The sequence below is a fragment of the Clostridium collagenovorans DSM 3089 genome (assembly GCF_900130005.1).
Lineage (GTDB): Bacteria > Bacillota > Clostridia > Clostridiales > Clostridiaceae > Clostridium_D > Clostridium_D collagenovorans.
Map to the genome: position 1 here is coordinate 71,008 of NZ_FQXP01000012.1, position 24,414 is coordinate 95,421.

The following is a 24,414-nucleotide window of genomic DNA, read 5'->3' on the forward strand; positions in this document are numbered from 1 at the left end:
ATATAATTTCAAGTACAAACATATAATCTCTAATTAATGTTCTACATTTGTATAATCTTTATATTTATTCTATATTCAGTTTTACATATAAATAAAATCAAGATTCTTTACTAGAATATATATACTTTGTAATATTAAATCTACATAATCGTAATTTATTATATATTAAAATTTTTTATCCTATAAAATATAAATAAAGTTTATTTAACGCAAGATATATATTAATAATTAATTTTAACTTTTTCTTCATAAGATTACTTACAACCTAAACACAAAAAATTAAGAAGCTTTAGTTGTACATAGAGTTCTCAATTACATTGCTTCACTAATTTAGAATTAGCATAGACAACTACATTGTTTATCTATTACACTAAAGCTTCTTAAAGTGCTTTTCTCTACAATACAACTGTACCGTAAATTAAAGCAAAATATATAAACTAATACTTCATTTACTTTTTAAGCAACCCATATCCCTTTTGCTTTTTCATAACTCTTATTAAAAACACTCTTCATTTACTTTTTAAGCAACTCATATCTCTGTTGCTTTTTTATAACTCTTATTAAAAATACTCTTTATCTACTTCTTAAGCAGCTCATATCCCAAAGCATTTATCTTATCATTATTTAATGAATTATATATAGTGACGCTACCATCTTCCTTTGATAAGTTAAGTAAATTCTCATCTTCAAGCAACCTCTTTAATTGATTAACAGTCCCTACACTACCATCTATAATAGGAATATCCTTACCTATTATTCCACTCAAAGTTCCCTTTATAAAAGGAAAATGTGTACATCCTAAAACAACTGCCGCTATATCTTCTTGCATATAAAATGCTACTCTATTTCTTAAATAATCCTCAAGTCTTCTTCCACTTATAACTCCATCTTCTATAAGTTCAACTAAACCTGGACATGGAAGTGGTCTTATTTGTCCTGAATTATTGCCGTATTTCTTCATCAGGTTATTGAATTTTTTTTCTGCTAAGGTCATAGGGGTAGCCATTATTAATATCTTACCCGGTCTATTAAGCTCAACAGCTGGTTTTAAAGCAGGTTCTATACCTATAATAGGAATATCCTTATACTTATCTCTAAGCTTTATAATAGCTGCACTAGTAGCCGTATTACATGCTACAACCAAAGCTTTTACTCCCTTTGATAATAAAAATTCTGTAGCTTTAAAACTTAGTTCTTGAACCTCTTCTACAGTCTTAGTACCATAAGGTGCATTTTTAGAATCCCCAAAATACACATAACTTTCTTTAGGCATTAATCTAACAGCCTCTCTCAATACACTTATACCGCCTACACCTGAATCAAAAAATCCTATAGGTTTTTGATTTTTTTCCATACTTTCACCACCATATTACTTACTAAAGTAATAATATTACTTTAAACTTAATAATATTATACCACGTGTGTTTTTATTTACTTTTATAAATTTAAAAATGTATTATATAATCTTCACTATTAAAACTATATCATGAAATTTTAACTTATATCTAAAATTATCATTAAGTTTATTTAGTACAAGATATTTAAGCTATGTAACTTTGAAACTATTTTGTAGGTTTATATCTATATTTTTATTCATATAATAATGAAACATAGATATAAATTACACTTAAAATTATCTATGGAAGCATATAACTTTAATATAAAAAGCTTCTCAACATTAAGTATTAGCTTTTTATATTAAATAAGTCTATCTATAACTCTAACTGTATAAACTTAATTGAAATATATACTATAATTCAAAGGTATTACAGATATATGGAAGGAAAGATTATTTTAAATATTAGAAATTAAATCCTCCTTAAAACCATATAATAGTTATATACCATATCATAACCATTTTCAATATAGCATAATCATATTTTAATTACATTTAATTTTATATAAGTTTACACATTGTACATTATAAAAAAATTTTTCTATATTATAATAATTAATAAGATAGTATTAGAAGGAGGAGAAATTCCATGAATAACAAAAATCTTATAGATACTTTAGAAGCTCTTTCAAATTCAGTTAAAGAAACTGTAGACACTGTATTAAAAGCTACAAAAGAAAGTGCTAATAACGTTGTAAAAAAATCTGAAAATATAGTTGAAATCTCTAAGTTAAATGCTTTAGTAGCATCTAAAAACAATGAGTTATCTTCAACACTTGAAAAAATCGGTGAAGTTGTAACACTTAAATTTGAATCTAATATTTATATTGATCCTGATTTAGTAGAATACGCTTCTCAAGTTGCTGACCTTAAAAATGAACTAGATGAAATAAATCAACAAATATTAAAACTTAAGAACAAAAAACAATGCTCTCAATGTGGTGAATACTTAGATAACACTCATGTTTTCTGTCCTAACTGTGGTGCAAAGCAAGAAGTTTACGAAGCTCCAACAGAAACTTGTACAGAAGATCCTAAATGTGAAGAAAAAGAAAGTGAAGAATGTCCTACTTGTTTAGAAGAAAATAATGCTGACAATAAAAGCGAAGATAAATAATACCTTAAACTAGCTATGTTCATAAGAATTAATCTTATTATGAACATAGCTCTTTTTAATTTTCACTTACTATGTGATATAAACTATTGTTAATCTATATGATTGTATATTACCTTCATTCAAGACCCTTAGTATATATTTTGTAATTATTTTTAATCTAAGTATCATTTCCCATATTAATATATAATCTTTTATATTCTTAACTCAAAAACCTATAGAATAAACTTCATTATCATGTTTATCCTATAGGTTCATACTATCATTTTTCTTTATATTTATTTTTCTCTAAAATATCCAAGTATAAACAACAAAACGAATGTAATTGGTATGTTAACCACTAGATTGGGTAATATATCTAACTTTACTTTTGTAAAAAAAAGTTCATAATCGTTAAAAATATTAACTCCATAATTAAACTTTTGTGAAATATATATCCCTATTACTGATCCAATAAATTGTATAATAATAATATATATTATTGATTTTTTTCTTGTTTTATTCATATATTTTAAACCGGAAAACCAGTGCTTTTATATGTGTTAGAATAGACTAAATTTCTTCTTCCTGAATCTGAATAGAAATATACCCCAACTACCAACTTAGACTTATATCTCCCTACAATTACTGTACCATATCCTGTTAATCCAAATTTATTATAGTTGTTTTCAATACAATCAGTTGCATATGAAGATATAGCAGCTGCTACTGCACTACCAGCAATACCCGTTCCTGGACCTCCTAAGTAACCAATTCCTGTACCTGCTGCTTGAATTACAGCACTAGTCACTAATTTTTCAGTCATTTTTCTACTAGACACATCAAATGTAAAATCAACAAATGAACGATCCCATTGATTAAACTCTCTAGTTTGTACTATATACTTATCATTTGTATCGATAGTTTCTGCATTTACAGTTAACTTAGGACTCATAGTGCATACCATAGAAGTAATTATAATGCAACTTAAAATTTTTTTCATAAATATATGCCTCCTTTTTTTTGCATCCTATTAAGTCATATACATATCATATTTATCCTAACTAATAAGAAAACCCATAAAAGTATAAAGCAAACGTTTAATCTATATATTAGATTTTATTTATTTTTTAATATTACTAAATTACTATACTATTAAACTTAAGCTTAATAACTTCTATTATTTTTACATTATGTTCATTATTTATTTCCTCTATAAATTTTACATTTAACTCAAAATTAATAATTAGTTTTCTTATTGAAGACCTATATACTACGTATTACCTAAAGGTATTAGCTTGCTCCATAAGTATAACATAACTTTTTTTACAATGTTAACCTTTTAATATTAATAAAGTAATATTAGTTAATATTTATATTTTTTTTATATAAATATACATTTATTGTCTTACAAAATATTCTTGAATCTAATACCCCCCTAAAATTTGTTAATCTTATTATGAACATAGCTCTTTTTAATTTAAGGTTATTATTTTCATATTAAAATAATAAAATATTACGTATAAAACTATCTAAGGGGTGTGAAAAGTGAAAGATTCTATTGACCTTTCAGCAATAAAAAGGACTTTAAACGAAATAACCTCTCAACAATCCAAGGACACAGTTGATAAAATGAAATTAAATTATTCTATAATACAAGTGGAAGAAGACATAACCAAGCTTTTTATTAAAATAGGTACACTATCTTATTCTGCACATAAAAACAATACTTTAATTACAAATGAACTGGATAGCTGTTATAAAAAATTGGATTTACTTCATAAGAGACTTGAGAGTCTAAATGATAGATTGAATTATTGAGAAAGATACATTTGAAAAATTTACTAATAATAGAGTATAAGCTCCTCTTTATTTGACAATAATTTTAATGGTTGTATAATTAAATATTATTTATAAAAATTACAAGTACCGATAATTATATGTAAATAATATAAGTAGTAATTTTATATACAAATATTTCTTATAGAAATAGGAGGATTACTTATGTTCAAAAAATTTAATAAAAGCATAATTTTTGCATTAACTCTTGTCTTTATTATGTCATTTATCACTGGTTGTAATAAGGATAAAGATTCTAATGCTAAGGACAAAACTAATGCAAAACCTGTTGTTGCGGTGTCTATAGTTCCTGAAGAAACCTTTGTAAAAGAAGTAGCTGGAGATTTAGTAGATATAGTTACATTAATTCCACCTTCTCAAAGTGCAGAAAGCTATTCACCTACACCTAAAGATATGCAAAAATTTAGTGAAGCTGACTTATACTTTGCTATAGGTGTGCCAGCAGAAGAAAACAATATTATGCCTAAGATTTCTGATTTTAATAAGGATCTTAAAGTAGTTAATTTAGATAAAGCAGTCTCTAAGGAATATAAGGATTTAGAATTTGCACCTGGTAGTAGAGACCCTCATATTTGGTTATCACCAAAAAGAGTTAAAGTTATGGTGGACACTATAGCAAGTGAATTATCAACTTTATTACCTGAGCATAAAGCTACCTTTGAAGAAAATGCTAAAAACTACAATGCTAAGCTTACAGAATTAGATAATGAAATTCGTTCTAGTATCGATAAATTAGATAACAAAAATATAATAGTATATCATCCTGCATTTAACTATTATGCTGAGGACTACGGAATAACTATGCATGCCTTAGAAGAAGAAGGTAAGGAAGCTACTCCTCATACTCTACAAGATTTAATAGACTTTGCTAAAAAGGAAGATATAAAGGTTATATTCTATCAAGCTGAAGTTGATAGCAAGCAAGCTAAATCCTTCGCTGAATCTATTGGTGGTGTTACTGAAATGGTTGAACCCTTAGCACCTAACTATATAGATAACTTAAAGAAAATGACTGATACATTTTTAAAAGTAAAAAAATAAATTTCAATAATTAATTCTAAAGATAACTTCAGAGGACTACCATGCTTCTGAAGTTATTTAAGTTCTAAGATAACTAAAAGATAAAGGAGGTGTATCATGGAAACTATTATAAATATTAAAGGCCTTCATGTACATTATGATAAGCACTGCGCTCTTTATGATGTAAATATGAATATACTTGAAAATGACTTTTTAGCCATAGTTGGTCCAAATGGCGGAGGTAAAAGTACACTTTTAAAATCCATATTAGGATTGATCCCTATAACAAATGGAGAAATACTTATAGCCGGTAAATCACCAAAGGAAGCTCATGGAATCATAGGATATGTCCCTCAGTTTTCAAAGTTTGATAAATCCTTTCCTATAAGTGTAGAGGAAGTTATATTATCCTCAACCTTAGCTAATAAAAGTCACTTATTTCATAGACATTCTAAATTAGATAAAATGCTAGTTTCTGAGATTTTAGAAAGACTTAATATTACAGACTTAGGTAAAAGACAAATAGGTGAACTTTCTGGAGGACAACTTCAAAAGGTTTTAATTGCAAGAGCTCTTGCTTTAAACCCTAAAATCCTTATATTAGATGAACCAACAGCTAGTTTAGATTCAAAGGCAAGTGAAGATATATATTCTATCTTAAAGGATTTGAATAAGGATAAAACAATCGTGCTTGTTACCCATGATATTGGTAATATACAAAATAATAGCTCTACCTTAGCCTGTATTAATAAGACACTTAAGTACTATGGTAAAGCAGAATTAAACAATACAGTTTCAGAGGAACTTTACGGTACTTCTATAAAGAACTTAATTTCCTTAAAAGAAAGAAACATAAGGAGGAAATGTTAATGCTAGAATCACTATTTAAATATCCCTTTCTTCAAAATGCAGTAATTAGTGCAATACTAGCAAGTATTGCCTGTGGAATAATTGGTACAATTATAGTAGAAAAGAAATTAGTAATGATGAGTGGAGGTATTGCTCATACAGCCTTTGGTGGTGTAGGGCTTGGGTACTTTCTAGGCATAGAGCCAATAATAGGAGCCTTAGTCTTCTGTGTTGGTTCTGCAATAAGCATTACTACAATTAATAGAAAAACTAAAACTAATACAGATAGTATTATAGGTATGTTTTGGGCTTTAGGAATGGCTCTTGGAATATTGTTTGTAGGGCTAACACCTGGATATCCACCAGATATGAATTCTTACCTCTTTGGAGATATTTTAAACGTATCTAGATTTGATGCCAAGTTAATGTTTGGTATGGATGTTATTATAGTACTTAGTATAGTTATGTTCTTTAACACAATTAAAGCTTATTTATTTGATGATGAGTTTGCTTTTACTATAGGTGTAAAAACAACGGCATTAGAATATGGACTATTTATACTTGTTGCTTTAACAATCGTTATATTACTTAGACTTGTTGGAATTATACTTGTTATGGCATTGTTAACTACTCCACCAGCAATAGCTAAACTCTTTACCTTCAATCTAAAGACCATGATGATACTATCATCTATACTTGGAATGGTATTCTGTTTAACAGGCTTATGGGTATCCTACACCTTAAATATACCTTCAGGATCATCTATAATCTTAATAACAGTTATATCCTACTTCATAGCTTATATGATTAAAAAATTCATACTAAAATCTAAACACTGCAATAATTAGCAATAAACTGCTTAAATAAGTAAAGAGCTTAAACATATAGTTTTTAACTACACTATATGTTTAAGCTCTTTTTATTTCATATTCCCATATTCTAAGTCATATTAAATTCATTTTAAAAAGCTATATATAGTAGTATTAAGCTATATATTAAAAATAAGATAAACACAGCATTTATAATACTGTAGATTATAATTGATATATTAGATCGATTCTTTTCCTTAGAAGTCTTAAGATTCACATAGCATCTAGTTAAGTAAGATGAGCAATTGGCAACATTAAGTATTAATAACACACCAAAAATTAAGAATAAATAAATGGTCTCTATAGCTTCTTTAGGTACATGAAGTATTGAGGATAGCAGCACCCCTATTACAATTAATATACTAAAAAAGCTTATAGCACTATTTAATACATATCCCCTTTTTATTTCCTTCACCTCCTTCAAATAAGATTTTGCTTTATAGGACACTTTTATTAATTAAATATTACATAGTAAAAACAAAGTATATCTTAATAAAAGCAAAAGGACTGCCACATTAATGATATGAAAATCACTAATTAAACAGTCCTTGTTAAATCAATTTAGGCAATAAATTGGTTTAAGCTTATCATAAACAATAAGAGAGTTATTACTTAAATAGTTTTAACTTAAATCTTATTATTTAGACTCTAATTCTACAAGTTTTTCTAGGATAAATTCTTTTACATCTCTATCTTTAATATTGAAAGAAGAATCATCTATATCACTTGGTCTAACCATAAAGAAGTTGATTAATAACTTGTTGCCTTTTATTAAGTAATCTTCACTAAACATTGGTGAGAAAACTATTTCAACGTCTTCATGTTTTGCATCTTTAACTGCTTCATTTACTTTAGCAATTAAAGCATCTACATTAAGCTTTTTAACTGGAACTATCATAGAATCCTTGTACTCCATGTCTTCCATGATCCACATGTTGAAGTTCCAGAATCTTCTTTCCTTTTGGTTACCTGTTAATGGCTCTCTGTTTTTAATAGCACTAAGTACTCTTCTCACTGATTCTGCATTAAACTCGTCATCATATATACAAGTCATAGCAGTCATTTGTCCTACATCGTGAAAAAATTTCTCAGAAACATTTTCTTTTTCACTTGCTGCTTGCCAGAAGTAGTTCATTACTTCTATAGCTTCTAAGTTTAATTTTATTGTTTTTAACATCAGTTTTTTCCCCCTGAGACTACTTTGTAAATAAGGTTAGTATTTTAATACTCACTAAAAATTATATACCTTATGCCCTTCTTATTCAACAAACAATTAAAAATATTAGTAATTGTCTGCTAAATCAGGAGTTATATAGTTCTATTTTAAAGTAATGGCTTATTTTAACTGCATACACTTAATTTCCTTGTATTTTGAGACTTAAAGAAAGGTAAAACATATAACCAATTTATTAGTATCCTTCTTAATATTTTTGTATTACATGTTATAATACATGACATGAATTTTTTAGTAATTTATGTATTAAGTCAACTTTAATTCTACTATATTTAAATTTATTAATTTAAATACATGTGGTTCAATATTAAATATATATTGTTTTAACATTACATAAGTTGCCCTATATATTATCCTTAAGATTACTTACATTATTATCTTTATACTCACTTATATTTCTAGTCTTAAGAATATCAATATAAGCTACTATAATCTTAATATTACAACATAATAAAAATGAGCTCTTTTACCTCTTTGTATATTTTTAACTTCTTCCGACTTAATATTACAACATAATAAAAAGGAGCTATCACTCCTATGTATAATTACACAGTGTAATAACTCCCTAAAATACTATTTTACTATTTCAATGTTTGCTTTAGCTTTTAAATCAGCTGTTTTTGCCATGTAAGCTTCTTGTTGCTTCTTACCTAATAATTGTTGAGCTATGTTGTTTTTAACTTCTTCAAAGCTCTTAGGAGCAGCATCTGTTTTGCTTACTAATTTGATTAAGTGATATCCAAATTGAGTTTTAACTGGTCCATTTACCTCACCTGGAGTCATAGAGAATGTCATTTCTTCGAATTCTGGAACCATGCTTCCTCTTGGGAATTCACCTAAATCTCCACCAGCTTGGCTTGATGGACAAGTAGAGTGCTCTTGTGCCATTTCTTCAAAAGAAGCTCCCTCTTTAATTTTTGCTAATAATTCATTAGCTTTTTCTTCAGTTTCAACTAAGATATGACTAGCTTTAGCCATTTCTGGTTGAACAAATTGCTCTTTATTTTCATTGTAGTGTGCTTCGATTTCTTCATCAGAAACTTTAGCTTCGTTAAGAACTTTTCTTAAAGCATATTGCTTTAATACGTTAGCTTTAACTTGTTCCATTTCTTTAATAAATTCTTCTTCAGCCTCATAATTACTATCAACAGCATCTGTATATAATAATTCTTGATTTATTAACTCTTCTAAAAGTCTTTCTTGACCTTCTGGTGAATAGAATTGAGCTGCAACCTGTGGTTGTAATCCTGAAAGTAATACTTCCATATCAGTTTGTGTTATTTCTCTACCATTAACTTTAGCTATAACTTTGCTCATTTTTAACTCTCCTTTAATATCTCTAGTGATACATCACTAAGATTCGTATTTATAATAAAAGCTAGACTTATTATAACATATAACTATTTTTACAATATATAGTTTACTTCATAAAACTTTATATCAATATCTTAAATATATTTAATAACTATAAATTTAGAACACTTACTAAATTTATATCTTTAAAGCTTTATAATACTTTCATGTGAGAAACTCTACATATATTATGTATCTTATATATTATCTAAAATTAAGCCTATTTTCCATATTAATATAGATGATATCAGAAAACTCTTTTCTTGTCTAATTTACTTCTCTCTATAAAAATAAAGCTCAAGTTATTATAGTCATTTATTAAAAATTTATACTTTCATAAATTTTTAAACATTTCAGACTAAAAAAATAACTTGAGCTTAAAATTTGCCTGTATACAAAATTTATCTATATATTATTAAGTTATCTAATTATAACTTATATAAACAATATTATGAAGCTTGAGTAACATTCTCTTTTACTTCTACAGGTTTTTTACCCATCTTCTTAAATACAGTACCACCAACAAATCCTGCTAAAGATCCACCTAAGATAGCAAATACAATTGCTAAAACAACTTTCTTAGGATCATTGAATCCAAATGGAGCTATTAAACCTGGAATAGGTGATGCTGTACCAGGCGCATTGTTTATTATTTTAAAACATGCAGCTGAAAGACCAGCAAGTCCGCCTCCGAAGAAGTTTGAACAATATATTGGAATAGGGTTAGCTGTTACTATATCCGCCTGAGTTAAAGGCTCTAACATAACTGCCATAACATTACTGTTATCTCCAAGATGTAATTTCTTAAATATTAATCCATTTGTAAATGAACCACCAACACAAGCGATTGCTGCAATACCCATTGCTAATCCTTGAAGACCTAACATTGCAGTTAAAGCCATTGAGCTTAGTGGAGATGTACAAATCATCTTCATTATACCACCTAAAAGGAATCCCATAACTATTGGTGATTGTTCAGCAGCAACTGAAATCATTCCTCCAATATTAAGTAAAGTAGCATCAACAATTGGGTTGAATCCCATTGCTATAAGTCTTGCTAATGGAGCCATTAATAAAGCACCAACAATAAGGTCTAAACCTTCTGGTAAAGCTTTTTCAACATATGGGGAAATTAAAGCAACTATATAACCAGCTATAAATCCTGGTAGAATTCCGTATCCTGAAACTGCAACACCTGCTGCTACAGCATATACTGGGTTTATTCCTACACTAAGTCCAACAAGTATAACTGCTGCTATACCACCCATACTACCTGATGCAGCACCAACTTCACCTAAAAAGCTGATGTGTAGTAAATCTCCACATACATATCTATGGATAGCCTCAACTAGGAATGTTGCAACCGCAGCATTAGCTAATCCTGACATAGCCTTTTGCCCTTTAGGCATTTTTAATGTAAATAATGAGAATAATACTAAAGTGAAAATTAATAATCCAATCCCTTTAACAATAGTAAACATAAATGATCCTCCCTTTAAATTAGATTTTTTTAAAAGAAATCAACTATTATTATTAAAAAAACACACCCCTGTTTGATATTTATTTAACAAATTTGTTCTTTTTTTTTATTTTTTTGTTATAATAACATTTGAAATTTTTTAATTAAAAACTTACATTTTTCGAAATACTACTTAACATAACTTAATACTTCCCACTTTTTTGGAATTTTCAGACTTATGTTTTTAAATCTTCATAAAACTGAAAGATTATTATTACATAATTCTTTTGAAATAATTACATAAAGTTAAACTTTGTTTTTTTAATAACAATATAATTAAAGTATACTGCCTAACTACTAATTACCTCATTAAACTTCAATAAGTTGTTTAGAATATTTAATCAATTGTTGTTTTTCTATTGATTTTTTTAATAATTGAAGGTTTGTAATAAAAAATAAATCATTATATGATAAAAATAAACTCATAACATCGACTTTCATATTATAATTTTTTTATTATATTTAAAGATTTCTCATAATGAATCTTTTTTCGACTTTTTTAGTGATAATTTTCCCATAACTTCATGAAATGACTTTTGAATCAAATTAAATTTCATTTTTTTGACTTCAAAGTCTCTATTCACAAACAATTGAATCCAATAATACACTCCTTAATTCAAAAGCAACTTTATTAATGCTTATCAATTGTCTATTAGACTATATATCACCTGAAATTATTTTTAGTATATCCACTAGAGTTTTTATTATGGCTATTATTTTATGGAACTTTTCCATGATTTTAATACTTACTTAACAACTTGAAACAATTTTTATTCTCTTATTAACTTATTAATTACTTTGATTGCTGAATTACTTTAATTTCTTTAACTTCTTTAGCTTCTTCAATTTATCAATTTATTTTATTACTCAGTTACTTTAACTTCTTAATTACTTTACCACTTCAATTACTTACTTAAATACTTAAAACATACTTATTCCCTTACTAATTAATTGCTTATTCATTAATCTTATTTTCAAAGAAAAAAACCAAGCTCCTTAGAACTTGGTTTTTTCTTTATATTAAATTTTATATGTTATGTATTCTTTAACCTTCTAGATTTAGCTTAATATATAAGTTTTAATTAATATTCCACATTTAAATAATAGTTACATTTATTCTATAGTGAATCTTACCTCTAAATACAATGAAGATTGTTTATTAGATATTTAAATTACACCTTCTCACTATAAAATATAATTCCATTTATAAATTTCTTTATATTTATCTTTCCTCTTAAAACCGTATTGCCTCTTATGTAGTCCATCTCTCTTTTTATTTGTTCAAAATTATATAAACCATTAGAGTATTCAATAAATATTTCATTCATGTAATCTTCTATACCTAGGTTTGCCATATTAATCATACCAACTGTAGCAGCTCTTCTTATTCTTTGCTCCATTGATTTAGGTGTATCAGTAAATAAAGTACATAATTCTCTCATTGTATAATCGTTAGCATTTTGATTATTCTCTATAAGATACTCAATAACCTGTATTATATCCTTACTTCCTATCTCACCCATTATACCTAATTTTTGAAGAATAGCCTTTATTCTAGTTACATAACTAGAAGTATCCTCTCTGCTTGAGAAGCCTCCTTGTATCCTATCATCACTAAAGATGTTTTGTATCTTATATAACTTTTTTTGAGCATCAATATACTCTATAACCTTCTTCATGATTTGCTCAACTTCTATGGCATTTACAGGTTTATGTATGTAAAATTCTACACCCTTTTCATAAGCCTTTGCTACCATTTCCTTATTATTAACCTGCGAAAGCATTATAAACTTAGTGTTGCTACCAGCTTCCCTACATTCGTTAACCACAGCAATTCCATCTTTATTAGGCATTAACAAATCTACTATAGCTATATCAGGCTTTAAATCTATTATATCTTGTATTGCATCAATACCATTGTTACAGCTTCCTATAACTTCGCCAAGATCTCTATCCTCAATTATCATTGTAAGTATATTTATAACATTGCTATCATCATCAACTAAAAATATTTTCATCTTTACCCCTCCAGTTCCTCCTTAGGAATTGTTATTATAAACTTAGTTCCTAAATCTTCTTCTGACATTACCTCAATCTTCCCATTTAAACTTTCTTGAACTATATCCCTTACCAAACTTAATCCAAGTCCTCTATTTATTTCTCCAGTATCATAATTTATTTTAGTAGAAAACCCTGGATGAAAGATACTCTCCAAGTATTTTTTCTTTATACCACCAGCATTATCTTCAATTATGAAAATATGATTAACCTTATCATATTCATGAGTAAATCTAATATATCTATCTATATCTTCTTCATCTCTATTTTTCATAGCTTCTATGGAGTTAGTAATTATATTTCTAAAAATAGACATTAAATAATAATGTTTATTTGTAAAAAAATCCTGATTTAAAATAAAGCTAAACTTTATTTTATCATCTGATATTATTCCATCACTCTCCATTGCACTTTTAAGAATACTTACTAATTCATTGAAATACATTCCTTCATCATGTAAGTTATTTTCAACGGCTTCCTGAAGCCCTCGAACCACTAATCCATATTCCTTTTTTACCTCATGTATATCTCTAGCTATATTTAAAGCTGAGCTTGCCCAAGTATCATAATTTTTATCTTTTTTAATATTTTCAAATAAGGTATATGCTTCTGTCATAGTAGACTCTATATGGTGCATGTTTTTTTCCATCCAAAACATTTCACTTTTCAATTTTGAAGTTAAAGATAATAGTTTTTTATATCTATCCTCATGTTCTTTACGTAGCAAGAATATATTATAGTATTCCATTGCATATAATGCAACCCAAACTAAAAATGACCTTACTATAGCAACACCAATTAATCCTAACTGCAACTTAAGATGAAAGATATGCCCATCCGTTCTTATAGTTAACTCTACTAAGTTTGAAAAATAGTCTATACCTAAAAATCCTATGAACAAATACTTCAATTTAAGAGTAGGATCAAACTTCTTATACAGCTTAAAGAAAATCCCATAATATATATAAAAGAATATTTCCGGGAAATATGTAGTTATTCCTTCCACAACACCTCCATAATTAAAAGCATGTATACTAACCTTTAAAACATATACAAATACAGCTGTTAAAATAGCCGTTCTAATAATATTTAAATCGTCAAAAATATATAATAATAGTGGAAAGAGAATTATAGCTATGGATATATCAAAATCCGATATAAATAAACTAACCTTTATTTGAGATATTATAGCCAAAATAGTAGCAACTAAAAAAGTAAGTTTTAACCCTCCACCTCTATCTTCTAGTTGTAAGTTATCCATTTTTATTACTCCTTTGCCCTTCTTATGTAAATCATATAAGTTTAAATTAATTCGCTACAATCTTATTGAAAGGTAGAGACCTTAAATAATAATCAATTCTAGCCTTACTGAAAAATAATTATTGAATGTATGTATATACTTTGTAATATTACATCTACATCATGGTATATTAAATATTAAATTTTCTATCCTATTAAAACATGAATGAAGTTTATTTAATGCAAGATATATACTTTAACTAACTTTAAATATAAAAAGAATTTTTTATTGATATATGCACATAAAAATCCCTTATTTACATTTAGTCTAATTAAATACATCTCCTTATATTTTATCATCATTATTCTAAGTATGTAAAATATTCCTCAATAAATATTCCAATAATTAAATTTATTTAAACTATTTCTAAGTATATATTCTACTTCAAAATATCTAAAATTATATATTCCTCAAAAACAAACTATATATAGTATGTTTTAAAATAATCTAAATACATCTTCCTACTTTAAATAAACTAAACCTCTATCCTTATTTTTAAGCAAACTATATATCTGTTTTAAAATTAGCTAAGCATATATTCTTCTAGTAAAGAAGTAAAAATAGACTCCACTCTAAAAAAGTACATGAAAATAAAAGAGAAGTGAATCATACTTAATATAATCATCACTTCTCAGAAGAACATATATTATCTTTAATAATTAATTCTTATTACTTAAAATCATATTATTTATATAAAGGAAACTTACTACATAAATTCTTAACCATGTTACTAATTTCCTCAAGGTTACCTTCTCTATTCTCTACAGCTAAATTTATTATCTTAGCTATTTCCTTCATTTCACTGATTCCGAATCCTCTAGTTGTAACAGCAGCTGTACCTACTCTGATACCACTTGTTACAAATGGACTTCTTTGCTCATTTGGCACTGTATTTTTATTAACAGTTACCCCTATGCTATCTAATAAAATCTCACAATCCTTACCTGTTATATCCTTATTAGTTAAGTCTATAAGTAATAAATGATTGTCTGTTCCATCAGAAACAATTGAGAATCCAAATTCTTTTAAGGCTTCACTTAATGCATTAGCATTATCCACAACCTCTCTTTGATAAGCTTTGAATTCTTCACTCATAGCCTCTTTAAAACACACAGCCTTAGCAGCTATTACATGCATAAGTGGTCCACCTTGAATTCCTGGGAAGATAGCCTTATCAATATCCTTAGCATACTTCTCCTTACAAAGAATCATACCACCTCTTGGACCTCTAAGTGTTTTATGAGTAGTTGTAGTAACGAAATCTGCATAAGGTACTGGATTTGGATGAAGCCCTGTAGCAACTAATCCAGCTATATGAGCCATATCAACCATCATATAAGCCCCTACTTCATCACATATCTCTCTAATCTTCTTAAAATCTATTATTCTAGAGTAAGCACTAGCTCCTGCTACAATAAGCTTTGGAGATACTTCTTTAGCTATGTTTCTTAAATTCTCATAATCTATATGTCCATCTTCTCCAACACCATAAGAATGGAACTCATAAAGCTTTCCTGAAAAATTAACCGGACTACCATGAGTTAAATGTCCACCATGAGATAAATCCATACCTAATACCTTATCTCCTGGTTCTAATATAGCAAAGTAAACAGCCATATTAGCCTGTGATCCTGAATGTGGTTGAACATTGGCATGTTCTGCGCCAAATAATTCCTTTGCCCTATCTCTAGCTAAGTCCTCAACAATATCCACATACTCACAACCACCATAATATCTCTTATGTGGATACCCCTCAGCGTATTTATTAGTCAATATAGACCCCATAGCCTCTGTAACAGCCTCACTAGTGAAGTTTTCTGATGCTATAAGCTCAATCTTCTCTTCCTGTCTACTTCTCTCCTGTAAAATAGCCTCGTAAATTTCATTATCTACTCTTTTCACATTTTCTAATTTCATTTGAAACCCCTCCTATTAAATAGTTCGACCAACTGACCTAGAAAGAATCGCTCTTTTACTTTATCTCATTGTAAATATTGTTATTTTATCACACATGTAAATTAAATGCACCTTAAATTTTTATAAAAAAATTATAATATTAAGGAATTTTTATCAATACCTATACTAAATCTCACTATATTCTAAAAATCTTATAATATTTAAACTTTCTAAGCCCTCTTAATTCTTATATATGTCTTAAAACTCTTCTATATATCCTTTTATACCTAAGCATTTTATCTGTTCTATCTTACTTATTAGTATGTATATATTTCTTCAATTTCTTTAACCCTGCTTCTTAACTATTATCTATTTTTAAAACTATTAACCTATACATGTTAACCTTTTTCTATATTTTGAACATCCTCACTCTTACTTATTAACTTCTCTCTATCTTTTAAACTTTTTCTATATCCTTGTAAATCACTTTTATCTAATCAATCTGTTTTAATAGATAATTATTATCTACAAATATATTATATCAAATACGCTTATTTTATGTCTACTTAATTCTAAATCATATTAATGAGCTAAATTCATAATAAAAATTATTTAAATAAGAAAGTATATATTATATAATTAAATTAAAACTATGAAAGCCATGGCAAAAAGCTACTATTTCAGCTTTTGAATATAAGGTCACAGGCTTAAAAGGAGACTTTAATATGGATAGAGAAAAGTACATAAAAGCTAAAGAAGCAATCGAAAAGACATTAACATCTCTAGAGTCAATTTTAAATGAAGATAGTCCAACTGGATTAAACACAGGTGTTAGCTACGAAAATCTTGATGATCTTATAGCAGAGCTAGACAGATTGACTAAAGTATTAGAAAGTTATTCTTAAATAGTTTAAGTTTTAATTTAATGAAAAAGAGATTATGTGAAGGTATCATTCCTTCATATAATCTCTTTTTATTTTATATACTCATATTTTACGTTTATACATGAATTTGTGTTGTTATATAATACTCTCTTTATAATATATTTATCTTTTTCCTTTAAATCTTCTTAATTCAATATATATCTTCATATTTCTCTTCCTTAAACTTCTTAACCTCAATATATACCTCAGCGTATTTCTTCTTTATAAGGCTTCTTAATTTTAAATATAATCTGTTATGCTAGTTGATTTTTCAAAATGGATTTTCAGCTTATAAGATAGCGAAGGAGCTAAATCTCCCAATTAACACTCTTTTAAATAAAATCCGCCGTGGTACGACTACACAAGTTAAGCAAGGAAACTCTATTAAGATGTATCTTGCATATACCAGTGAAGCTATTTACCGAAACAATCGTAAGAATTGCTACCTCAAGTTTAAACTCCTTAGAATATATAGCAGATACAACCGTATACTTTACACATTCACACCCTTCATTTGAAAATGAAACTAATAAACGTAATAATGGAGTAATACGTGGTTTTATTTCGAAAGGAAAAACTATAAACAATTAGTACCTTAATAAATAGTTATAGCCATTAAGAATATATCTAAAAAAAATATATTGACATAAATTAAAATAGTATGATAGAATCATTTTCAAAGTAAATACTTAAAATTCAGTGAAGAAGAGAGTAGTTTAAATGTATTTTATAGAGAGCTAAGGACGGTGGAAGCTTAGCAAAGAAGTTTAAATGAAGAGAGCTTTGGAGAAAACTATTTGAACATTTTATTTATAGTAGAATAGTTGGTTTAATCTGCCTTAAAGATATGAGATAATAAGTTTACTTATTAATTAGAGTGGTATCGCGATAAATTCGCCTCTTAGTGTTTTGCTAAGAGGCTTTTTTAATACCCAAATTTATCAGAAGATATAGATTATTTAGGCCTATTAAAATATACCTTCTTAAATTATATTAGGAGGAAATTTAAAATGAAAATTAAAGAAAAAGTTGTACTAGCATATTCTGGCGGATTGGATACGTCAATAATCATACCTTGGTTAAAAGAAAATTACGATATCGATGTTATAGCAGTATGTGCAAATGTAGGTCAAGAGGAAGATATGGATGAAATTTATGGAAAAGCTTTAAGAAGTGGTGCAAGTAAAGCTTATATAGAAGATTTAAGTGAAGAATTTGTAACGCAAGCAGTATTTAAAGCCATAAAGTCTGAGGTAAAATATGAAAATAAATATTTACTTGGAACATCTTTAGCTAGACCTATAATTGCTAAAAGATTAGTTGAAATAGCTCATAAAGAAAATGCAAAATATATATGCCATGGTTGTACAGGAAAAGGAAATGATCAAGTAAGATTTGAAGCCTCAATATCAGCCCTTGATCCAAGTATAAAAATTATAGCTCCATGGAGATTATGGAATATAAAATCTAGAGAAGATGCAATAGACTATGCTAATAAAAATAATATTGAGGTTGCAGTAACTAAAGAAAAAATTTACTCTGTAGATGCAAATTTATTCCATATCTCAACAGAAGGTGGAGATATAGAAGATTTAAAGAATGAGCACAAAGAAGATTTAGTATATAAAAAATGTATGCCGATTGAGAAAGCATCTGATATAGCAGAATATGTAGAGATTTATTTCGAAAAAGGAGAGCCAAAGAAAGTAAATAACGAGCAACTTTCTCCTGTAGAAATAATAAAGACATTAAATGACATAGGGGCAAAGCATGGTGTAGGGGTTATAGACATATTAGAAAATAGATTAGTAGGAATGAAATCAAGAGGAATATATGAAACTCCAGGTGGTACTATACTGTATGAAGCTCATAACATATTAGAAAGTGCTACACTAGATAAAGATACAATACATTATAAGCAAGTAATAGCTCATAAGTATTCAGAACTTATCTATAACGGAATGTGGTTTAGTAAATTAAAAGAATCAATAGATGTTTTTATAGAAGAAACTCAAGAAAATGTAACAGGTACTGTAAAGGTAAAGCTATACAAAGGTAATATAAAACCAGCTGGTATTTTTACAGAAAATGCATTATATGATGAATCTATATCTTCATTTGGAGATAGTGAATTATATGATCATAAAGATGCAGATGGATTTATAAATTTATTTACACTTCCTTTAAAAATAAAATCATTACAACAAAAGTAAGTATAGATAAAATTATACATCAACTAATTAAAACATCATTCATACAATGAAGTTTAATTAAATAAAGATAAATTCTATGAAAAAGAGAGTAGATATAAATTAAGTTTCAGCGAGCTAGAGTTGGTGTGAGTCTAGTAATAATGTTTATATTGAAGAGAGCTTTGGAGAATAATACCTGAATTAGTAGTATGGTATTAGGAATATCTCGCCTTAAGAGAACTGAGTGGATAAGTATAACTTATCAATTAGAGTGGTAACACGGAAATTTTCGTCTCTTGGTTTTATAACCAGGAGACTTTTTTATTTTAGTAAATATAAAATATATTACGAGGTGAAGTTAATGAAACTATGGGGTGGACGTTTTAGAAAAGAAGAAAATAAACTTATGGAAGAATTTAATAAATCATTTGATTACGATAAAGTATTATATAAAAAGGATATAGAAGGAAGCATTGCTCATGTATATATGCAAGTAAAGTGTAATCTTTTAACAAAGGAAGAAGGTCTATCTATAACTAATGGATTAATAGACCTTCATCAAGATATAGATAATAAAAAATTATTATTAGAAGGTAGCTATGAGGATATACACAGTTTTATAGAAATAAACTTAATAAAAAGAATTGGTGAAGTTGGTAAAAAACTACACACAGCTCGTAGTAGAAATGATCAAGTAGCAACAGATATGAGATTATTTGCTAAAGAAAGTACTATAGAAATAATAGATTTAATAAAAAACTTTAAGACAACTTTAAAAGAAGTTGCTTACAAAAATTGTGTAATCATGCCAGGATATACTCACTTACAAAGAGCCCAAGTTGTAACATTTAAACATCATTTAATGGCTTATTATAGCATGTTTGATAGAGATGAAAAAAGACTTGCTAATGCTTTAGAAATATTAGATGAATGTCCTTTAGGATGTGGTGCATTAGCAGGCACTACCCATAATATTAATAGAGAACATCCTAAAGAAAAATTAGGGTTCAGTAGAGTTGTAGAAAACTATATAGATGGTGTAAGTGATAGAGATTATCTACTTGAACTTATGAGTGATTTTTCAATAATAATGATGCATTTAAGTAGATTAAGTGAAGAGCTTATATTGTGGAGCAGTCAAGAGTTTAAATTTATAGAAATGGATGATTTATATACAACCGGTAGTAGTATAATGCCACAAAAGAAAAATCCTGATGGTGCTGAGTTAATAAGAGGAAAAACAGGTCGTGTTTATGGTAATTTATTTGGATTATTTACTGTTATGAAAGGATTGCCACTTGCTTATAACAAAGATATGCAAGAAGATAAAGAAGGTTTCTTTGATAGTGTAAACACTATTCAAATGTGTGTTTCTATTATGGAAAGAATGATTGCTACTTTAAAAGTAAATGAAGAAAATATGAAAAAAGCTATTAATAATGGTTTTTTAAATGCTACTGAGGTTGCAGATTACTTAGTTAAGGAAGGAGTTACATTTAGAGATGCTCACGAAATTGTTGGAAATATAGTTATTTTTTGCGAGGACAATAACAAGGCTATCGAAGATTTAGAACTAGATGAACTTTTTAAGTTTAGCGATGTATTTAAAAAAGATATCTATGATTTTATAGATTATGAGAATATATTAAACAAAGGATCTAAAAAGAATTTATTATAAACATGTATTTTTAAAATTTCACTTTAAGGACTAGAGTTTAGATTTTACAAAAGTTAAAGCCATTATAATACTTTTATTTCAATTCTAATGGTTTTAACTTTATTTATTAATATTTTTTAAAAAACTATTATTGAAATTAAGCATAACCAAAACCTAATAACGCTCCAATTGTCATAAGCAAATAAGATAAACTAAGATCTATTTATAAAAAATCTTAATACCGTAAAATATTTATCTTTAAAATCAATTTATAATTTAAGTAATAAATTTCAACTTTCTAAACTATATTTATAATATATGTTTTATCAAAGAATCTTCTTATTTCTTTTTTAATACAATATAAAGCAACAATAGATAAATCATTAACCTATAATTTTAATATTGAAATAAAGTAGCCCTTAAAGACTCAAGCCACATATATCATATTTTTATTACATGTAAAGCTTATTAAATTATTTAGGTGTAATAATAAATTAATCTTAGAACTTAACCCTCTATCTCTTCTATATTAATCTCTTCATAAGCTAACTTATACATACTACTTATTTTAAAGAAGGGGCAAACAATATATGAAATTATGTACACTAAATAATGCCTATAAACATCAAGATAACCTAACTAGCTACAAACTTTTTAAAGAATACAACATGCTAAATATTGAAGTGAATCCCTTGAACTTCAAGAGTGACTTATATAGTCTTTCAAAAGAAGATATAGATAAATTTATATTAAGTACAGTAGAAAGGAACGTAAGTATTCAAGCTTTTGAATATACAGAACCTGAGAACCTATTTATATTCAAGAATCGTAATACTAGATTAGAACTATTAAACAATATAAAGGATTGCATAATTCTTTGTTATAAATTAGGAGTGCCAGTAATTAATATAAACTACCTTAAGAATAATAACATGGATAATATAAGTAAAGATATGAGTTATCAAATTCTCTTGGAGTTTTTCGCTGAACTTGGGGATTTTGCAAACAATAAAAACGTGACTCTTACTTTAGGTCCATGTAGTAAGTATTCCTTAAGTAATGATATTATAAAGAATGCTATATTTCGTATTAATAGTCAGTGCTTAAACTTTATAAAGGAATTAAATAATCCCTATGTCAAGCTTAACCTTACAAACTCAATTATTTTAGAAAATCATTTTGATTATGAAGAATTAATAACCATAGCTTCACCTTACCTTCATAATTTTTATATAATTGAAGATTATTTAATACCATTAAACAACAAGAATGTAATTCGTAACTCAAGCTTACTCACGATTTTAAACTCAATTAAATATAGTGAATTATTAACCATAGACTTTAAGGATAGAAAAAATGTAAAAGATATAGTTCAGTTTTTATTACATTCAAATTTAGGTATATTATGATTATCTTTTTAATATATAAGTATTATAAAATAATTTTCACTATATTACCTATCAATCTATTTTAAAGTCTCTATATTATATATAGACAAAAATTAACCCCTCGTAATTTAATATTACGAGGGGTCATATCCGTAGTATTTATTCAGAACTCTTCATTAGTTAATTAATTGCATCACACAATATTGGGCTTTAATTCACTCAACTCAATATCATGTTATAAAATTTTGTTTTATTCGTTATATCCGCCACATGGGAAGCCATAGTCATCATTTTTTGGACATGGTTTTGGACATGGTGGACATGGTTTTGGACATGGTGGACATTGTTGACAGTCACCACTTAAACAATAGTGGCTTGGTTTATTTGTGTCAAGTATTAAAGGCTTAACCTTAACATTGTTATACCAAACCTTAACTAAATAAACTTTACCTGGACAAAGAGGCCCAAATAAGAATTGTCCATATTCATCTGTGAAAGTATGAGTAATTGGACAAAGTGATAATGGATCGCAAGGATTATTAACTGCAAATAATTTAACTACAGCATCCTTAACTGGTCTTCCTTTACAATTTATAACCGTACCATTAATAACACTTCTATTATCTTCTGGACACTTAACTATTGCTTCTATTTGTTCATTTTGAGTTGGATGAATTTTGAAATCTCCTGATCTGTAACCCATTCTATAATCCTCCTAAGTGTTTGTAATTCGGATATTTAATATCCATAGTTTAAATATATGTATTTTTGCCAAATTGTGTGATATATTTTTTATACATATATACTTTAAACACTTAGGTTATATGCATTAACACTTGAATTTACTAACTTCTAGTTAATTACTATTTTTTGAAAACTCTATAAACAAATTCATAATCTTATTTAAACACTTATCCTTATGACATATAAGTTTCAAATCTCTTGCCATACTTACATCCCTAATTCTGCTATAAGAAAGTTTCCCAGAAGATACTTCATTCTCTATACACTTTTTAGATATACAGGATATACCTAAGTCAGCCTCTACAGCTCTTTTTATAGCCTCCGTATTTCCTAAGCCAAATTGAAGATTATACTTTATATCATTTTTATCAAATATGCTTTCCACAACACTTCTAGTACCACTGCCACTTTCTCTCATTATCATTTTTTCTTTCGCTATTTCTTCTTTATCAATATAATCTATTCCATTAAATCTATGATCCTTAGAATATATGATAACTAACTCATCATCCCAAAAGTTTTCTTGTAGGATTTCTGAGTCTTCTATTATTCCTTCTATAAATGCAAAATCTATTCTATTCTTTAATACAAGGTCTTCTATATTTTCAGTATTCTCAATTATTATAGATACATCAATATCCTTGTATATTTTTTTAAATTTACCTAGAAGCTCAGGTAATATGTATATACCAATGGTAGTACTAGCACCTACAACTAGCTTTCCTGCTCTTAACTCCACAGAATCTTTCATGGTCTTCAGGGCATCTTCATATAAGTTTAGTATTCTTCTAGAATAATTCAAGAAAACTTCCCCCTCATGGGTTAAATAAAGTTTTTTACTTATTCTATCAAATAGTTTTACCCCAAGCTCCTCTTCTAGTTCATGAATACATTGACTTATAGCCGGCTGGCTTATATATAATTCTCTTGCCACCTCAGTCATATTTAATTTAGTTGCAACATTATAAAAAATATTTAACTTTCTTTCATTCATATTAACTAATTATTACTTAATCATATATAAAGTAGGTAAATCTAATTATATAAAATAATAGTTTTCCTT

19 protein-coding genes, 1 pseudogene and 2 other annotated features are annotated in these 24,414 nt (G+C 27.4%); of the genes and pseudogenes, 10 read left to right on the forward strand and 10 right to left on the reverse strand.

Annotation, left to right across the window (positions count from 1 at the left end; translation table 11 throughout):
- Window positions 1-577 precede the first annotated feature (577 nt).
- Window positions 578-1,354 (reverse strand): glutamate racemase, encoded by a 777-nt coding sequence (gene murI, locus BUA48_RS13395; RefSeq protein ID WP_072832572.1) that lies wholly within the window; start codon window positions 1,352-1,354, stop codon window positions 578-580.
- Window positions 1,355-1,985: 631 nt separating this feature from the next.
- Between murI and BUA48_RS13400 the strand changes: the two genes are divergently transcribed.
- On the forward strand, window positions 1,986-2,513 hold the full coding sequence (locus BUA48_RS13400) for a zinc ribbon domain-containing protein (protein ID WP_072832573.1): 528 nt from the start codon (window positions 1,986-1,988) through the stop codon (window positions 2,511-2,513).
- 508 nt (window positions 2,514-3,021) lie between these two features.
- Here the strand turns inward: BUA48_RS13400 and BUA48_RS13405 are convergent.
- Window positions 3,022-3,492 carry a hypothetical protein gene (locus BUA48_RS13405; RefSeq protein ID WP_072832574.1) on the reverse strand — a complete coding sequence of 157 codons (471 nt, stop codon included), beginning with the start codon at window positions 3,490-3,492 and terminating at the stop codon, window positions 3,022-3,024.
- A 545-nt stretch (window positions 3,493-4,037) separates the two neighbouring features.
- Between BUA48_RS13405 and BUA48_RS13410 the strand changes: the two genes are divergently transcribed.
- The 4 genes from BUA48_RS13410 (at window position 4,038) to BUA48_RS13425 (ending at window position 7,066) form a co-directional block, all read left to right on the forward strand.
- On the forward strand, window positions 4,038-4,310 hold the full coding sequence (locus BUA48_RS13410) for a hypothetical protein (RefSeq protein ID WP_072832575.1): 273 nt from the start codon (window positions 4,038-4,040) through the stop codon (window positions 4,308-4,310).
- Between the two features lie 183 nt (window positions 4,311-4,493).
- Window positions 4,494-5,390 (forward strand): metal ABC transporter solute-binding protein, Zn/Mn family, encoded by an 897-nt coding sequence (locus tag BUA48_RS13415; RefSeq protein ID WP_072832576.1) that lies wholly within the window; start codon window positions 4,494-4,496, stop codon window positions 5,388-5,390.
- A 96-nt stretch (window positions 5,391-5,486) separates the two neighbouring features.
- The gene (locus BUA48_RS13420; RefSeq protein WP_072832577.1) at window positions 5,487-6,239 is read left to right on the forward strand and encodes a metal ABC transporter ATP-binding protein; all 753 of its coding nucleotides are present in this window, start codon (window positions 5,487-5,489) and stop codon (window positions 6,237-6,239) included.
- Window positions 6,239-7,066, forward strand: a complete 828-nt coding sequence (locus BUA48_RS13425; protein WP_072832578.1) for a metal ABC transporter permease — start codon at window positions 6,239-6,241, stop codon at window positions 7,064-7,066. Before BUA48_RS13420 ends, BUA48_RS13425 begins: the two co-directional genes overlap by 1 nt.
- A gap of 658 nt (window positions 7,067-7,724) precedes the next feature.
- On the opposite strand, the gene BUA48_RS13435 is transcribed toward BUA48_RS13425, so the two are convergent.
- From BUA48_RS13435 to BUA48_RS13460, 6 genes are all read right to left on the reverse strand, one after another.
- Window positions 7,725-8,264, reverse strand: a complete 540-nt coding sequence (locus tag BUA48_RS13435) for a TDE2712 family protein (protein ID WP_072832580.1) — start codon at window positions 8,262-8,264, stop codon at window positions 7,725-7,727.
- Window positions 8,265-8,894: 630 nt separating this feature from the next.
- Window positions 8,895-9,638, reverse strand: a complete 744-nt coding sequence (locus BUA48_RS13440) for a peptidylprolyl isomerase (protein WP_072832581.1) — start codon at window positions 9,636-9,638, stop codon at window positions 8,895-8,897.
- Between the two features lie 485 nt (window positions 9,639-10,123).
- Complete coding sequence (locus BUA48_RS13445; protein WP_072832582.1) at window positions 10,124-11,155, reverse strand: PTS sugar transporter subunit IIC; 1,032 nt, start codon at window positions 11,153-11,155, stop codon at window positions 10,124-10,126.
- Between the two features lie 1,210 nt (window positions 11,156-12,365).
- The gene (locus tag BUA48_RS13450; protein ID WP_072832583.1) at window positions 12,366-13,211 is read right to left on the reverse strand and encodes a response regulator; all 846 of its coding nucleotides are present in this window, start codon (window positions 13,209-13,211) and stop codon (window positions 12,366-12,368) included.
- Window positions 13,212-13,213: 2 nt separating this feature from the next.
- Window positions 13,214-14,512 carry an ATP-binding protein gene (locus BUA48_RS13455; RefSeq protein WP_072832584.1) on the reverse strand — a complete coding sequence of 433 codons (1,299 nt, stop codon included), beginning with the start codon at window positions 14,510-14,512 and terminating at the stop codon, window positions 13,214-13,216.
- Window positions 14,513-15,235: 723 nt separating this feature from the next.
- Entirely contained in the window at window positions 15,236-16,468 is a 1,233-nt protein-coding gene (locus BUA48_RS13460; protein ID WP_072832585.1) for a serine hydroxymethyltransferase, read from the reverse strand.
- Between the two features lie 704 nt (window positions 16,469-17,172).
- Between BUA48_RS13460 and BUA48_RS13465 the strand changes: the two genes are divergently transcribed.
- From BUA48_RS13465 to BUA48_RS13480, 5 genes and pseudogenes are all read left to right on the forward strand, one after another.
- The gene (locus BUA48_RS13465) at window positions 17,173-17,352 is read left to right on the forward strand and encodes a hypothetical protein (protein ID WP_072832586.1); all 180 of its coding nucleotides are present in this window, start codon (window positions 17,173-17,175) and stop codon (window positions 17,350-17,352) included.
- A 290-nt stretch (window positions 17,353-17,642) separates the two neighbouring features.
- Window positions 17,643-17,834: pseudogene (locus tag BUA48_RS16035) on the forward strand (IS30 family transposase); the annotation flags it as partial.
- A 226-nt stretch (window positions 17,835-18,060) separates the two neighbouring features.
- Window positions 18,061-18,275: a binding site (T-box leader), on the forward strand.
- Window positions 18,276-18,386: 111 nt separating this feature from the next.
- The gene (locus tag BUA48_RS13470) at window positions 18,387-19,583 is read left to right on the forward strand and encodes an argininosuccinate synthase (RefSeq protein WP_072832621.1); all 1,197 of its coding nucleotides are present in this window, start codon (window positions 18,387-18,389) and stop codon (window positions 19,581-19,583) included.
- 67 nt (window positions 19,584-19,650) lie between these two features.
- Window positions 19,651-19,862, forward strand: a binding site (T-box leader).
- Between the two features lie 61 nt (window positions 19,863-19,923).
- Window positions 19,924-21,240 carry an argininosuccinate lyase gene (argH, locus tag BUA48_RS13475; RefSeq protein ID WP_072832587.1) on the forward strand — a complete coding sequence of 439 codons (1,317 nt, stop codon included), beginning with the start codon at window positions 19,924-19,926 and terminating at the stop codon, window positions 21,238-21,240.
- Between the two features lie 569 nt (window positions 21,241-21,809).
- Window positions 21,810-22,628 carry an apurinic/apyrimidinic endonuclease family protein gene (locus tag BUA48_RS13480; protein ID WP_072832588.1) on the forward strand — a complete coding sequence of 273 codons (819 nt, stop codon included), beginning with the start codon at window positions 21,810-21,812 and terminating at the stop codon, window positions 22,626-22,628.
- A 229-nt stretch (window positions 22,629-22,857) separates the two neighbouring features.
- Here BUA48_RS13480 and BUA48_RS13485 read toward each other — a convergent pair whose 3' ends face one another.
- Both BUA48_RS13485 and BUA48_RS13490 read right to left on the reverse strand, forming a co-directional pair.
- The gene (locus BUA48_RS13485; protein WP_072832589.1) at window positions 22,858-23,310 is read right to left on the reverse strand and encodes a carboxypeptidase-like regulatory domain-containing protein; all 453 of its coding nucleotides are present in this window, start codon (window positions 23,308-23,310) and stop codon (window positions 22,858-22,860) included.
- Between the two features lie 153 nt (window positions 23,311-23,463).
- Window positions 23,464-24,345 carry a LysR family transcriptional regulator gene (locus BUA48_RS13490; protein ID WP_072832590.1) on the reverse strand — a complete coding sequence of 294 codons (882 nt, stop codon included), beginning with the start codon at window positions 24,343-24,345 and terminating at the stop codon, window positions 23,464-23,466.
- Window positions 24,346-24,414 lie beyond the last annotated feature (69 nt).